Below are 13,272 nucleotides of genomic sequence, written 5' to 3' on the forward strand. Positions count from 1 at the left end.
CCGCTAAGGCCCACTGGGGTTTTCCCGTCTTTAGGCTGCAATGCGAGGCCAGGGTGATTGAGTAGAATGAAATGATGCTTGAACGAATCAACGGACCGCGTGATTTAGACGCGTTGAGTGTAGAAGAATGCACCGACCTTGCCGCTGAGATTCGTCAGTTCCTTATTTCCGAAGTTTCAAAGACTGGAGGCCATCTCGGCCCGAACCTCGGTGTTGTAGAGCTCACAATTGCGATCCACCGTGTCTTTGACTCACCCAATGACCCGATAATTTTCGATACCGGGCATCAGAGCTACGTGCACAAGCTGCTCACAGGCCGCAAAGACTTCTCGCGCCTCAGGATGAAGGACGGGCTAGCGGGGTACCCGCAGCGTGCAGAAAGCCCTCACGACGTCGTTGAGAGCTCACACGCTTCGAGTTCACTGAGCTGGGCCGACGGTATTTCGCGAGCGTTTACGCGCACCGGGCGCCAGGACCGGCATGTCATTGCGGTCGTCGGAGACGGTGCTCTCACAGGCGGTATGACCTGGGAAGCACTCAATAACATCACTGACGATAACGATCGCAACCTTGTCATTGTCGTTAATGACAATGGGCGCTCGTACGCGCCGACAATCGGTGGATTCGCTCGATTCCTGAACGGCGTGCGCGTCACCGATAGCTATCGTGACCTGCAAGAGGGGAGCGAGCGTCTCTTTGACCGCTTAGGTGCTCCTGGTCGCACTGTGTATCGAGCCGCGAGAGGTGCGATACGGGGGCTCGTGAGTCGCGCTTCTGGCAATCAAGATCTGTATAGCAACCTCGACATCAAGTACGTCGGCCCGATTCATGGACATGATTTAGAGGCCGTGGAGCGCGCGCTGAAACAGGCGAAGGCATACGGGCGGCCGACCATCGTTCACGTGATCACCGAGAAAGGGCACGGCTACGCCCCAGCTGAGAACGATCAGGCCGACCAGTTCCACGCTATCGGGCAGATCAATCCAGAGAACGGAGAATCGCTAGACGCCTCCTCTGGGAGAAGCTGGACGTCGGTGTTCCGGGAGCGAATTCTCGAGCTCGCGCACCAGAACGAGCGAATTGTCGGGATCACCGGAGCGATGCTGAACCCTACAGGGCTTGATGCCTTTGCAAAGGCGTACCCTCGCCGCGTGTATGACGTTGGAATTGCAGAGCAGCACGCAGTGACCTCTGCCGCCGGTCTCGCATATGGCGGCCTCCATCCTGTTGTGGCCATCTACGCAACATTTATGAATCGAGCATTCGACCAGTTGCTTATGGACGTCGCCCTCCATCGGGCGGGAGTCACCTTTGTGCTCGATCGTGCGGGCATTACAGGCCCTGACGGTGCAAGTCATAACGGAGTTTGGGATCTCGCGACATTGCAGGTGATTCCTGGAATCCAGATCGCTGCTCCTCGCGATGAAGCCACACTGAGAGAGCTTTTGGGTGAGGCAGTTGAAATCGATGATGCACCGACGGTAATTCGATACCCAAAGGGGAGTGTGGGAGAGCCAATTGCCGCGCTGCGTCGATCAGAAGATGGCGTTGATGTGTTGCTCGAGAGTGCTGACCGAGAACACGCTGATGTGCTGTTCGTTGCGGTTGGGCCGATGGCGCGAATTGCTCTCGAAACCGCGGCGCTTCTCGAACAACAAGGCATCACCTCCACGGTTGTTGATCCGCGCTGGGTGATACCTGTTCAGCGTTCGATTGTCGACCTTGCGCGAACCCATCGGCTCGTGATTGCGATTGAAGATGGAATACGGGTCGGGGGAGTAGGCACCACGATCCGCCAAGAATTGCGCGAGGGCGGAGTCGACACCGCAGTGAGTGAACTCGGCACCCCGTATGAGTTTCTCACGCACGCTTCACGTGGCGAACTACTGGAGTATGCGGGTCTCACCGCTGTGCAAATCGCGTCAGATGTTGTTGAGCAGGTGCAGGGCAAACGACTCCCGATCGCGCGTCCCGAGTGACGGAGCAGGTGGGCCAGCCTTCCAATGAAGGTGGCCCACCTACAGATCGTTTAGCTCTCTACGCTGCCAATTTTGGGAGTGTGAAACGTGCTTCCAAACGCGCGTTCTGAGGCTCCGACGCGATCCAGGTATGGGGTCGCCCCACCAGCCTGGAACGGCCAACCGGCACCGAGGATTAGACCAAGGTCGATGTCTTCGGCGGCATGCACCACATCTTCATCGAGCATAATCTTGATCTCGTTCGCGAGTTCGTCTTCAACACGCTTCAGAATCACCTCCGCGGTGACGGGAGTGTTGCCAAAGGTGAGCGCCTTCTTCGCTTCCTTAGAAAGGTCTTCAACCTTGCCCATCTTTGTTTTCACGAGTGGATCAGAGATCTCAGCCAAGGCGTGAAGGTTTGGCGAAGCGTAGAACCGTTCGGGGAACGCGTGCACCATTGTGTCTTGCACGTGTGCAGCGACCTTCCAACCCACCAGATCAATGAGTTCGAATGGCCCCATTGGTAGACCGATTGGTGCGAGCGCCTGCTCAACGACGGGCATTGGCGTTCCTTCGTCGAGAGCACGTGCAGCCTCACCCATTACCTTGGCGAGCAAACGATTCACGACGAACCCCGGCCGATCCGCCGTAATAATCGCGCTCTTACCGAGCTTCTTCGCAATGACCATCGCGGTCGAAAGCGTTGTCTCGTTTGTCTCAGGCGCATTTACGACCTCAAGGAGCGGCATGACCGCTACCGGGTTGAAGAAGTGGAATCCAACGAGCCGCTCCGGATGAGCGAGGTTCTTACCAATCTCCTCAACAGAGAGCGACGAGGTATTCGTTGCAAGAATTGCGTCTTCAGCGATGATGGGCTCGATCTCGGCAAAGACCTGCTGTTTCACTGAGACTTCTTCAAAGACTGCCTCGATTACCCAATCGCAGTCAGCAAATTGCGACTTATCTGTTGTGCCTGTGACAAGTGCCTTCACTTGATTGGCGTCGTCGGAGGAGAGCCGGCCCTTTTCGAGCATCTTGTCGATCTCGCCTCGGATGTACCCGATGCCCTTGTCAACGCGGGCCTGATCTAGATCTGTGATGACGACGGGCACGCGAAGCTTACGTGCGAATAGCAAGGCGAACTGGCTCGCCATGAGTCCGGCGCCAATGATTCCGACCTTCTCGACCTTCTTCGCGAGCTCCTTATCGGGTGCGCCAGCAGGACGCTTCGCGCGCTTTTGCACGAGATCGAAGGCGTAGATCGATGCGGCAAATTGATCGCCCGAGATGAGTTCAGCAAGCGCTTCGTCTTCTCGCTCGAAACCGCGAACTCTGTCGTTATCTTTGGCTGCGTTCAGCAGATCGAGCGCAACATACGGTGACTTAGCTGCGGTTCCGATCTTCGCTCGTAACGTGTCGCGCGCGATCTTGATCGCCACTGGCCACTTCGTGAGGCGCTCAAGCTTGCCAGGTTCGTTTGGTCTCGACACCTTGATCCGCTTGTTCAGTACCCCATCTGCCCACGCGACTGATTGCTCAAGGAAGCTAGCAGAGCCAAACATCTCGTCGAATAGACCAAGCTCTTTCGCCTGCTTCGGCTTGAGCATGCGATTGTTTTTGAGAGGGTTCGACACAATGATGTCGATTGCATTCTCGATGCCGATGAGGTTGGGAACAAGCGTTGCTCCACCCCAGCCCGGAATTATGCCAAGGAAGACCTCAGGGAATGCGAGAGCAGCCGTTGACGAATCGAGTGTGCGGTAGTCACAATTGAGCGCAATTTCCATAGCACCGCCCAGTGCGAGTCCGTTGACAAATGCGAAAGAAGGCACGCCAAGGGTGCTTAGCTTGCCGAGCACATGGTGTCCGTACTGGGCCATAAGTCGCGCGTTCTCACGTGTAGCGAGCGTCGAGACCTTCGAGAGATCCGCACCTGCTGCAAATATGAATTGTTTGCCAGTAATCGCAACCGCCTGAATCTCACCTGAAGCAGCACGCCCCGTGAGCGAATCAAGCACCTGGTTGAGTGCTTGGAGTGTGCGAGGCCCGAGAGTATTCGGGCGGGTGTAGTCCCGACCGTTGTCGAATGTGATGAGAGCGAGGGTGCCACCAGAGGGAAGCGGAACATCGCGAACATATGACTCGGTCACTACCTCATCAGCTGAGGCTTCGATGAGTGGAGAGAAATCGATCTTGCTGTAGTCAGTCATTGCGCTTACTTGCCCTTCTTGCCGTTGAAGTGAGGGTTCTCCCAGATAACGGTGCCGCCTTGGCCCAGACCCACACACATTGCTGTGACGCCGAAGCGAACATCGGGACGCTGCTCAAACTGCCTGGCGAGTTGAACCATTAAACGCACTCCTGACGCGGCGAGTGGGTGGCCGAACGCAATCGCGCCGCCCCATGGATTCACCCGTGGATCATCGTCGGCAATGCCAAAGTGATCGGTGAACGACAACACCTGAACTGCGAATGCTTCATTAAGTTCGAAGAGGCCAATATCTTCGATCTTGAGCCCAGCCTTCTTCAATGCCTTTTCCGTTGAAGGTACGGGTCCGAGTCCCATAACCTCTGGCTCGACACCTGCGAATGCGAACGAAACCATCCGCATTTTTGCGGAGAGTCCCAACTCTCGAGCCGTATCGCCACCCGCGAGTAGTGAAATAGTTGCCCCGTCTGTGAGCGGGGAAGAGGTGCCCGCAGTCACGCGGCCGTGCGGCCTAAACGGCGTCTTCAGCCCTGCGAGATCCTCCATCGTCGTGTTTGGACGACGTCCCTCATCCTCAGTGGCAAGACCCCACCCTTCGGACGTTTTGTACGCGACCGGAACCAAGTCGGCCTGAATGTCACCTCGATCGTAAGCGGCCTGAACTTTATGCTGACTCAGCATTCCGAACCTGTCGGCGCGCTCCTTTGTAAGCTCAGGAAAACGGTCGTGCAGTCGTTCTGCTGTGATGCCCATGTTGAGCGCATCCGGGCTCACGAGTTTCTCTGCAACGAAGCGAGGGTTTGGGTCAGCGTTCAATCCTATGGGATGGTGCCCCATGTGTTCAACGCCACCGGCAATCGCAAGGTCATACTGGCCCGAACCGATCGCACCACCCATCATGGCGGTAACGGTCATCGCGCCGGCACACATGCGGTCGAGGGCGAAACCCGGAACCGTAGTTGGAAGGCCAGCAAGAATCGAGACGGTACGGCCAAGAGTAAGCCCCTGATCACCCTGTTGCGTAGTTGCCGCAATCCCGACATCGTCGACGCGATCAAGAGGGAGGTCAGGGTTGCGATTTACCAGCCCCTGTAAAGCTTTCACTGCGAGATCATCCGCACGTGTGCTCGCGTACATGCCCTTTTCGCCTGCGCGTCCGAATGGGGTGCGTACCCCATCAACAAACACGACTTCTCTCATTGTGGCCACTTTGCCTCCATTACGTGGTGTGTCAGTTGTCTTTCATCTTATGAACCCAAGATGATCCGAGGGGAACTGGTGCATGGTTTGCTAGAGAACGCGCGCTTTCGACTCGAACATGTTTATTCGTTATCTACAAAAACGGTGCACAATATTGGTGCGACTATTCCAATTTGCCAGGGGCGTGCCCCAAGCTCGCTCAGCCGCTCCGCGACTGCTTCTGGTGTGGCGATCGCGGGCGGTTCCCAAGCCAATCCCCGCAGCACGCTCGGCGGAATCAGGTTCTCTGTGGGTATGTGTTGGCGTTCAGACTCAGCAGTGGCCACAGCGCGCAGTTCACTCAGCCGCTCGGCTGCATCTGGAAAACGCTGCGGCCACGCACGATGATTTGGCATCGTGTTGGGAGCGCGAGTGGGGGGACCGGGCAGTTGCGCAGTGGTCTTCCCTCGCAAAATTGCCTTCCACCAACGATTAAGCTCTGTCCGGCTCGCGCGGCCCCGAAAAGTTTTGAGCGATGCAAGATCTTCGGGTGATCGCGGGTTCGCTAGTACTGCGGCGACTATAGAAGCATCTGGAATGAGCCTGCCGGGAGCTATGTCTTTGCTTTTCGCAAGGGTGTCTCGCGCTGTCCAAAGTTCGCGCACCATAGCAAGTTGGCGTGGTGATCTGAGCTTATTTCCTGCAACCTTGCGCCAAGGATCTTCAGGCTTTGGCTTTGGCGCTTTGCGAAGTACCGCGTCGAATTCTTGAAACGCGTAGTCCAGCTTCCCCTGTTCCTCCAGCGCGTGTTTGACCGCATCACGAAGATCGGGGAGGAGCGCGACGTCGAGTGCCGCATACTCAAGCCACGGTTCCGGAAGCGGTCGCGTCGACCAATCCGCTGCCGAATGCGCCTTCTCGAGCGTGACATCGAGGAGCTCTGCAGTAACGTACCCGAGGCCTACCCGCTCGAGCCCCAAGAGCCTCGACCCCAGTTCAGTGTCAAACAGTGCTTGTGGATCCAGTCCGATCTCTCGCAGGCTGGGGAGATCCTGATCCGCCGCATGTAGGACCCATTCGTCACCCGTGAGCGCGCTCGCGAGCGGAGAGAAATCTGAGATACCCGTTGGATCAAAAAGGAATGTACCCGCTCCGCGTCGATACACCTGCACGAGGTAGGCGCGATTGCTATATCGGTATCCTGAAGCTCGTTCGGTGTCTACACCGAACGGACCCTCACCTTGAGCGATGCGACGACTCGCATCGTGGAGTTCGTCTTGATCTGTTACAAGGGTCCAGCGTTCAGCGCTCATGAGGTGTTGTGGGGCGTTTCGATTTCGTTCGGTGATGGACAAGCGAGGCGACACCTTCTTGATGCGGGAACCCCGCGAGCAGGCACAGCAACTCTGACCAAGCCTCGATATGAGCGCGAATGTCTTCGCCTTGAGGTGTCCAAGATGCGCGCAGCTCGATCTGAGAGCTATCGCCACGTGCCTCTAGCGTACCGAAGCTGCTTGACAGCACCTTCGTAGCTGTGCCGGAGAGGAATGTATAGGAGGCCTTGCGAGAAGATAGAGCATCGACGAGCCACGACCAAGCGACGTCAGATATGAATGGATCGACACCAATCTCGAGCTCGAGGGGAGCTTGCGCGTAACACACAACACGAAATGATCCACCCCATTCTTCTGAGGAATCTGGATCGTACATGAGCACAAATCGGCCGGCGCCAGCGGGGGAGTCGAGTACAGCCTCGCTCTCTGCAGATTTGCCCTCTCGAATTCCCGCTGCAAATGCGATTGAATGGGGTGCGATTCGCTCCGGTGCTGGAATCTCACGTACGACAAGTTCGCTGCGAAGCAGACTACTACGCAGCCGCTCGGCTGCTGCAGTGAAAGCGGCCGGAGGCGGCACTGGCGTAGAAGACACATAGGAAGACTAGAGTTTGCTGTACGCCTCCTCGGCCTCCCACGCCGGGTGAGACTAAAATGCGGGAGCGATACGGCGCGAGGGAGAAATGAACTCATGAATGCGTGGAGAAAGGCCGTTGTCGCCGGCTCTGCAGCTGCGGCGGCTGGCCTCACTGCCGGGGCAGCAGCATTCGCCGCAAGCGTTCAGTTTGCGCGTTCCACAGTTCGTGTAGCCGAGCGCTCTGAACGGTCGGTGCGCGTTTTGAGAGTGGTTCGTGGTGAAGTCACCCGGGTATGGCTCGCTGGCGAAGGCGTTGATGCACTCGGGCGTCAGTCATTGCTGTTCGAGACGCCCGATGATCTCGCAAATGTCCTGAGTGGTCGCGAGCCTTCAGGTCACGCAAGGCTCGGACCGGTCGTCGCACGGAGTGGCATTTCGGTGCTCCGCGAGGTCGAACGAGTGGATCGCGGAACCCTTGAAGCTGGTGCTGAGGGGCGCATGGTTGGTTGGTGGTACACCCGCCCAGAAGAACTTGGCTATCGCGTCGAGCGAACGAGCTTCGAGTCAGAGATTGGTGAACTGGACGCTTGGATTGTGCGCCCGAGGTGGCCACGGAAACGGCGCTGGGCAGTTCATGTGCACGGTAGAGGCGCGAGGCCAGAAGAGACGTTTCGTGGCATCGCCCCGCTCGCTCGGGCCGGGGTGACCAGCCTCATAATCAACTATCGAAACGATGAACAGCAGCCACCAGGTCATGGTTCCCGCTACGGCCTTGGTATCTCTGAGAGCCGCGACGTCGATGCAGCAGTTGGGAGGGCGCTCGATCTTGGGGCGGAACGGGTCACGCTCGTTGGATGGTCGATGGGTGGAACCGCGAGCCTTCTCGCAGCGGCAGACGGAGTGAATCGCCATCACATCGATGGGATCATCCTTGATTCTCCGGGGATCGATTGGCCTGAAATACTGCGATGGCATACCAGGCTTAAGCGCGCCCCATTGTGGATCGCGAACGTCGGCATGCGCATGCTTCGTGCTGGACTCGTCTCCTCGGGTGAAGAGGGCGGCATCGATGTGCAGTCGCTTCGGCCGGAGCACTTCGCGAGCCGGCTCAGTGTGCCGACCCTTGTACTTGCAAGCCCTGATGATCGGTATGTTCCGTGGGCAGGTGCTCGAGAACTTGCGGGGTTATGCCCGGAACATGTGCAGTTAGTGACCATCTCAGGCGCGCGTCATGTGCGGTTGTGGAATGTCGATCCAGAACGGTGGGAGCAGGCAGTGCTCGATTTCGCCGCTGCGTTGCCACGACCAGGCTGGCGGGGGCAGTAGACTGATTCGGATGTCTGCTACTGAAACGCACAGCTTTGCCCGCCTGGTTGATCGGCGCCCGAGTATTACGGGAACCGAGCTTGTGGCAACGTTGGTTCCGCCCCTCAGTTCAGCGGAGCGACCTTTGAATCGTATATTCCCGATACTAACTATGAGTCGCAAGCTCGTGCACGTGACCTTCTGCGTGCGTTCGTGACGCCGGAGCCACCGGCGTCACGAGGTGGGTTCTTTGGTCTTGGTCGCAAGAAGGTACAGCCTGATTCCGGCAACTTATCGTCGACTCGACCGGGTGTGTATCTCGACGGCGGGTTCGGTGTCGGAAAGACACACCTTCTCGCTGCCTCCTGGCACGCAATGAAGGGCCGCAAGTATTTTGGTACGTTCATTGAATACACCGCGCTCGTTGGTGCGCTCGGCTACAACGGTGCCGTGAGCGTTTTGAAAGGCGCCAAGCTCATCTGTATTGACGAGTTTGAGCTCGATGATCCCGGTGACACGATGCTGATGACGAGGCTGATTAATGACCTCACTTCAAGCGGATCGAAATTCATCGCAACTTCGAACACTCCGCCCAATGCCCTCGGTGAGGGAAGGTTTGCGGCGGCAGACTTCATGCGCGAGATTCAGGCCATGTCCGATCGGTTCGAAACGATTCGCATCGACGGAGTCGACTACAGACAGCGTGCGCTTGAGGGTGAAGCTGTTTCGCTCAGTGAAGATGCATATCTTTTTGCGCTCGCAGATGTCGCTGCGTCTGGCCAACGAATGACCGACGATGATTTTGATAGCTTGCTCGACCATCTCGCCACAGTGCACCCCTCAAGTTACGCTGGCCTGATCCAGGGGGCACAGTCAATCGGTATCCGAGACGTTCACGAGATAACCGACCAGTCAGCTGCGCTACGCTTTGTCGCTTTTATTGATCGTGTGTACGACGCACAGATCCCGATTCGCGCCACAGGCACTTCCCTCACAGAAATCTTTGGCGGCGGGATGCTCGAGGGTGGTTACCAGAAAAAGTACCTGCGCTGCATGTCACGTCTGAACGCGCTGACTTCAAGCGAGATCGAATAGGGCAATGTCTGGCACTTGGCATGAAGTTGGTCGTGCTCTTCGCGCACTCATTCTTGGTGCGCGAGGCAAGAATTCGACCCAGAAGCACAACAATTTAACACCGAAAGCCACGCTGAAGTGTTCTGGCCAACCCGTTCGATTGCGGGAAGAAGATGAGGCAAGCCCTGGGCAGTTTGGCGAGGGAAGAACCCGCGACCTCGAGGTTGCTGCGTTCAGCAAGATTCGCCTCGAATATTCGCCGCAACCCGACGGTGATCCAGACCCCGGAGAGATTGTTTGGACTTGGGTTCCGTACGTTGAGAATGACGGCCGTGGCAAGGATCGACCCGTGCTGATTATTGGCAGGATCGACGAAACCACCGTCGTCGGATGTTATTTGAGCACCAAGCAACACCGTGATTTCATTTCGATTGGCACAGGGGCATGGGATTCGCAGGGGCGGCAGAGCTTCCTTTCTCCGCAGCGGCTCCTGCGAGTCACTCACACAGGAATGCGTCGAGAAGGTGTGCAAATAGATCGCCAAGGTTTTGAGCGTGCTGTTGCGGGGATTCGCGACCATTACCGTCTCAAGTAGTTTTCGCTAGCTCAGGTGCAACTGCTCGAGAACCTCCCGCACAGCTACCCGTTCCTCATCGTTGAGCCCCTGAATCGGGAGCGGTAGCGAAGACCGCTGTGCGAGACCCGATTCTTCAGCCAGAGCCGCAATCGCCCGAAAGCTTCCGTGCTTCTGAAATAGGTCCCACACTGGCAACAGCGTTTCGGATGAGGGTGCCTGTCCCGATCCACCAATCTGCGCGGCGCGGAGCAGGCTCTGAGCCGCGTTTGGGAATGTGCCGCCAATTACCGAGTACCAGGTGTCACAACCAGCAGAAAGCATTTCTGCAGCCGACGCATCACCCGATATTCCGATAGAAATTTCAGCGCCAACAGACGAACGGATCTCAGCAAGACGGTTCCGCGCCTGATCGCCGGATTCAAGGGCTCCAGGAATCTTGATAGCCACGACATTCGGAATGCGCGCCAACCTTGCGTACAGATCGTACGTGAATCTGAATCGAGTCGTGCCAGGATTGTCGTAAATGATGATGGGGAGATCTGTAGCGCCTGCGACCGCCTCGAACAATCCAATGACATCGCCCTCAGTAAGCGGCTGATAGCTCACCGGGGCAAGCAGGAGAGCTTTGGCGCCAGCTTCCTCCGCATCCTGTGCGTTGCGCAACACATGTGAGGTTCGAAGCGCCCCAACTCCGGCAAATACCGGCACCCCTTGCGCGTGCTCGACTGCAGTTCTCACCACTTCCACGCGTTCGTCGCGATCCAAATACGCATAAGCACCGGTCGATCCGAGCACTGTGATCGAGTCAACCTGCGCGACGACCAGTCGCTTGATGAGGTTCACGAAACGTGGTTCATCTACTTTGTCCTGGTACATGGGGGTTAAGGGGAATGCGCTGAGTCCGCGAAACATATTTCTCCTGCCGCAATACAAGTGTGCGAGTGAGTTCAAGTGTGCCAGCAATTGAACTTGAAGGTTGTCGTGACTCTACCCAATGTGGATAATCGAAACAGCGCGCCACTTCAAGGTGCCTACTTGAAAGGAAAAGAACATGGCGATCGATGATCTGAGTAAGAAGGCAAAAGATTTTCTCGGCGAGAACGCTGACAAAGTTCAAGAGGCGTTGAAGAGCGAGCAAGCTGAATCGATCAGCGACAAGGTACTCGACGGCCTCGCTGGTGTCGCCAATAAGGTGACAGGCGGAAAGCACAGCGACCAAATTGAAGACATCAAGACCAAGCTTGATGGGCAGATCGGTAACGAATAAGTCCGCACTAGGGAATGGGCTCGGCAAGGTGTCGGGCCCATTTCTCTTGTAAGGTCACTGCGGGAGGTCCCGGTATCCTACAAACGAAAGAACCCGGCTTGAGCCGGGTTCTTGTGAGTGCGCGATACTGGGATCGAACTAGCGCAGATTCTTTCAAGCGAACGCATCGCGTTCGCAGAATCTGCGAGGTCACTGCGTGAGGTCCCGGTTTCCTACAAACGAAAGAACCCGGCTTGAGCCGGGTTCCTGTGAGTGCGCGATACTGGGATCGAACCAGTGACCTCTTCCGTGTCAGGGAAGCGCGCTACCGCTGCGCCAATCGCGCCCAATTCTTGAGCTATTCAGTTATTGCGAGGTGGCGACGGGATTCGAACCCGTGTATACGGCTTTGCAGGCCGCTGCCTCGCCTCTCGGCCACGCCACCGTAGTGGTTGCCACCACAAAGCGGCCAAGATTTCTCTTGGCCACTGGAGCGGATGACGAGACTCGAACTCGCGACCCTCACCTTGGCAAGGTGATGCGCTACCAACTGCGCTACATCCGCATTGTCGCCCCGAGGCGACTCGAATAACTTTATACAGCGAACTGACTCTATGCAAATCCCACGCTAGAACCCGGGCGTGGCGAGTGATTGTTACGGAGCGGTGATGTGCCTAACAGCGAATTTGTCGGTGGTCACTACTAGCCTGGATCGCATGGCGCGGAGTACAGGCAAGCGTATCGCTCGAGCAATAGCGATCGCCGTTGTGCTCATCCTAGGGATTGGCGCAGTCGTTGCCTACGAATTCCGCACAGAAATAAGAGATCATTTCACAGCTGTGGGTTTTCAACCGACTTCTCGGGTTGAAGGAATCCAGACCTCAATTGCACTCACCGCGTCTGGCGATCGAATATTTCTTGCGTCGCGCCCAACCATTGGCGACCGAGAGCAGTTCAGCACGTGGTGTGCGGATGTCGATCACAGTGAAGAGGGTCACGTACTCGGTTGTTTTGCTCAGAATCGAATCAGGCTCTTTGACGTCACAGATGAGCGTCTTTCTGGCGTTGTCGAGGTCACGGCCGCGCACGAATTGTTGCACGCCACATATTCGAGACTGAGCGCGTCTGAACGGGAGCAGCTCTCTGACGAGCTCAATGACGCATACGAGGCACTGATAGCCGACGACCCGATGCTCGAGGAGCGCATGAGCGTGTATGAGCAACTTTCAACGACAGCCTTCGCGAACGAATTGCATTCGGTTCTCGGCACTGAGGTTCGAGACCTTCCAAAAGCGCTCGAGACGCACTATGATCAGTGGTTTACTGACCGGGCAAGAATAGTTGACTGGTACGACTCGTATCACAGCGTCTTCACTCAACTAACGGAGCAAGCGAATGCGCTAAGCGCAGAGCTTGAGTCGCTGCGTACCGACATCGAGCAGCGGAGCGCAGAGTACGATGCGGCGGTGCGTCAGTTCAATGCTGACGCAGCCGAATTTAAGGCGCGTAATGAGCGATTCGAATTCGATGGCCAACCCGAACTGTTCAACCAACTCAGATCCGAGTTGCTCGCCCGTCAAGATGCGCTGAGCCAAACTCTCGCAGGGCTTCAGGCCGATACAGATCGATTCAATGAGTTGCGCGAACAGCTCATTGAGTTGAATGACGTCAGCATTCAACTCAATGATGTGCTCGATAGCACGTTACCGACGCCAACAGAGGAGCCCGCTCCAAGCGGGTAGTTACGACTGCCGTGGTCACCGCCGCTCACTCAACCTCAGATGTGAGTTCGGAGTTGGATACGTGTATGATC

At 56.8% G+C, this 13,272-nt stretch carries 10 protein-coding genes, 3 tRNA genes and 1 pseudogene; 6 read left to right on the forward strand and 8 right to left on the reverse strand.

All coding sequences use genetic code 11. The annotated features are described in order from the left end of the window. The first annotated feature begins 74 nt into the window (after positions 1 to 74). Positions 75 to 1,979 (forward strand): 1-deoxy-D-xylulose-5-phosphate synthase, encoded by a 1,905-nt coding sequence (gene dxs, locus H9L06_RS02020; protein WP_246454447.1) that lies wholly within the window; start codon positions 75 to 77, stop codon positions 1,977 to 1,979. A 50-nt stretch (positions 1,980 to 2,029) separates the two neighbouring features. Here dxs and H9L06_RS02025 read toward each other — a convergent pair whose 3' ends face one another. From H9L06_RS02025 to H9L06_RS02040, 4 genes are all read right to left on the reverse strand, one after another. Further along, complete coding sequence (locus H9L06_RS02025) at positions 2,030 to 4,168, reverse strand: 3-hydroxyacyl-CoA dehydrogenase NAD-binding domain-containing protein (protein ID WP_187555634.1); 2,139 nt, start codon at positions 4,166 to 4,168, stop codon at positions 2,030 to 2,032. A gap of 5 nt (positions 4,169 to 4,173) precedes the next feature. After that, on the reverse strand, positions 4,174 to 5,367 hold the full coding sequence (locus H9L06_RS02030; protein ID WP_382336670.1) for a thiolase family protein: 1,194 nt from the start codon (positions 5,365 to 5,367) through the stop codon (positions 4,174 to 4,176). A 122-nt stretch (positions 5,368 to 5,489) separates the two neighbouring features. After that, positions 5,490 to 6,659 carry an HRDC domain-containing protein gene (locus tag H9L06_RS02035; protein ID WP_187555636.1) on the reverse strand — a complete coding sequence of 390 codons (1,170 nt, stop codon included), beginning with the start codon at positions 6,657 to 6,659 and terminating at the stop codon, positions 5,490 to 5,492. Continuing rightward, positions 6,649 to 7,275 (reverse strand): DUF3000 domain-containing protein, encoded by a 627-nt coding sequence (locus H9L06_RS02040; RefSeq protein ID WP_187555637.1) that lies wholly within the window; start codon positions 7,273 to 7,275, stop codon positions 6,649 to 6,651. The genes H9L06_RS02035 and H9L06_RS02040 overlap by 11 nt, the downstream gene beginning before the upstream one ends. Before the next feature lie 96 nt (positions 7,276 to 7,371). On the opposite strand from H9L06_RS02040, the gene H9L06_RS02045 reads away from it, so the two are divergent. The 3 genes and pseudogenes from H9L06_RS02045 (at position 7,372) to H9L06_RS02055 (ending at position 10,231) form a co-directional block, all read left to right on the forward strand. Then, positions 7,372 to 8,583 carry an alpha/beta hydrolase gene (locus tag H9L06_RS02045; RefSeq protein WP_187555638.1) on the forward strand — a complete coding sequence of 404 codons (1,212 nt, stop codon included), beginning with the start codon at positions 7,372 to 7,374 and terminating at the stop codon, positions 8,581 to 8,583. Positions 8,584 to 8,593: 10 nt separating this feature from the next. Then, a pseudogene (zapE, locus tag H9L06_RS02050) lies at positions 8,594 to 9,657 on the forward strand (cell division protein ZapE). A gap of 4 nt (positions 9,658 to 9,661) precedes the next feature. Further along, positions 9,662 to 10,231, forward strand: coding sequence for a type II toxin-antitoxin system PemK/MazF family toxin (locus H9L06_RS02055; protein ID WP_223165210.1), 570 nt, complete (start codon positions 9,662 to 9,664; stop codon positions 10,229 to 10,231). Positions 10,232 to 10,237: 6 nt separating this feature from the next. Here the strand turns inward: H9L06_RS02055 and H9L06_RS02060 are convergent, their stop codons facing one another. Beyond that, the gene (locus H9L06_RS02060; protein ID WP_187555639.1) at positions 10,238 to 11,125 is read right to left on the reverse strand and encodes a dihydrodipicolinate synthase family protein; all 888 of its coding nucleotides are present in this window, start codon (positions 11,123 to 11,125) and stop codon (positions 10,238 to 10,240) included. 139 nt (positions 11,126 to 11,264) lie between these two features. Between H9L06_RS02060 and H9L06_RS02065 the strand changes: the two genes are divergently transcribed. Further along, positions 11,265 to 11,480 carry an Rv0909 family putative TA system antitoxin gene (locus tag H9L06_RS02065; protein WP_187555640.1) on the forward strand — a complete coding sequence of 72 codons (216 nt, stop codon included), beginning with the start codon at positions 11,265 to 11,267 and terminating at the stop codon, positions 11,478 to 11,480. 253 nt (positions 11,481 to 11,733) lie between these two features. On the opposite strand, the gene H9L06_RS02070 is transcribed toward H9L06_RS02065, so the two are convergent. The 3 genes from H9L06_RS02070 to H9L06_RS02080 form a co-directional block, all read right to left on the reverse strand. Further along, a tRNA-Val gene (locus tag H9L06_RS02070) sits at positions 11,734 to 11,805 on the reverse strand. Positions 11,806 to 11,833: 28 nt separating this feature from the next. Then, a tRNA-Cys gene (locus H9L06_RS02075) sits at positions 11,834 to 11,904 on the reverse strand. Positions 11,905 to 11,948: 44 nt separating this feature from the next. Continuing rightward, positions 11,949 to 12,024, reverse strand: a tRNA-Gly gene (locus H9L06_RS02080). Positions 12,025 to 12,175: 151 nt separating this feature from the next. Here H9L06_RS02080 and H9L06_RS02085 point away from each other — a divergent pair. Next, positions 12,176 to 13,201 (forward strand): hypothetical protein, encoded by a 1,026-nt coding sequence (locus H9L06_RS02085; RefSeq protein WP_187555641.1) that lies wholly within the window; start codon positions 12,176 to 12,178, stop codon positions 13,199 to 13,201. Positions 13,202 to 13,272 lie beyond the last annotated feature (71 nt).

This window comes from Leucobacter denitrificans (genome assembly GCF_014396385.1).
GTDB lineage: Bacteria > Actinomycetota > Actinomycetes > Actinomycetales > Microbacteriaceae > Leucobacter > Leucobacter denitrificans.

Coding starts and splice junctions, on each gene's coding strand:
- dxs (WP_246454447.1), top strand. CDS start 75: ATGCTTGAACGAATCAACGGACCGCGTGATTTAGACGCGTTGAGTGTA.
- H9L06_RS02025 (WP_187555634.1), bottom strand. CDS start 4,168: ATGACTGACTACAGCAAGATCGATTTCTCTCCACTCATCGAAGCCTCA.
- H9L06_RS02030 (WP_382336670.1), bottom strand. CDS start 5,367: ATGAGAGAAGTCGTGTTTGTTGATGGGGTACGCACCCCATTCGGACGC.
- H9L06_RS02035 (WP_187555636.1), bottom strand. CDS start 6,659: ATGAGCGCTGAACGCTGGACCCTTGTAACAGATCAAGACGAACTCCAC.
- H9L06_RS02045 (WP_187555638.1), top strand. CDS start 7,372: ATGAATGCGTGGAGAAAGGCCGTTGTCGCCGGCTCTGCAGCTGCGGCG.
- H9L06_RS02055 (WP_223165210.1), top strand. CDS start 9,662: ATGTCTGGCACTTGGCATGAAGTTGGTCGTGCTCTTCGCGCACTCATT.
- H9L06_RS02060 (WP_187555639.1), bottom strand. CDS start 11,125: ATGTTTCGCGGACTCAGCGCATTCCCCTTAACCCCCATGTACCAGGAC.
- H9L06_RS02065 (WP_187555640.1), top strand. CDS start 11,265: ATGGCGATCGATGATCTGAGTAAGAAGGCAAAAGATTTTCTCGGCGAG.
- H9L06_RS02085 (WP_187555641.1), top strand. CDS start 12,176: ATGGCGCGGAGTACAGGCAAGCGTATCGCTCGAGCAATAGCGATCGCC.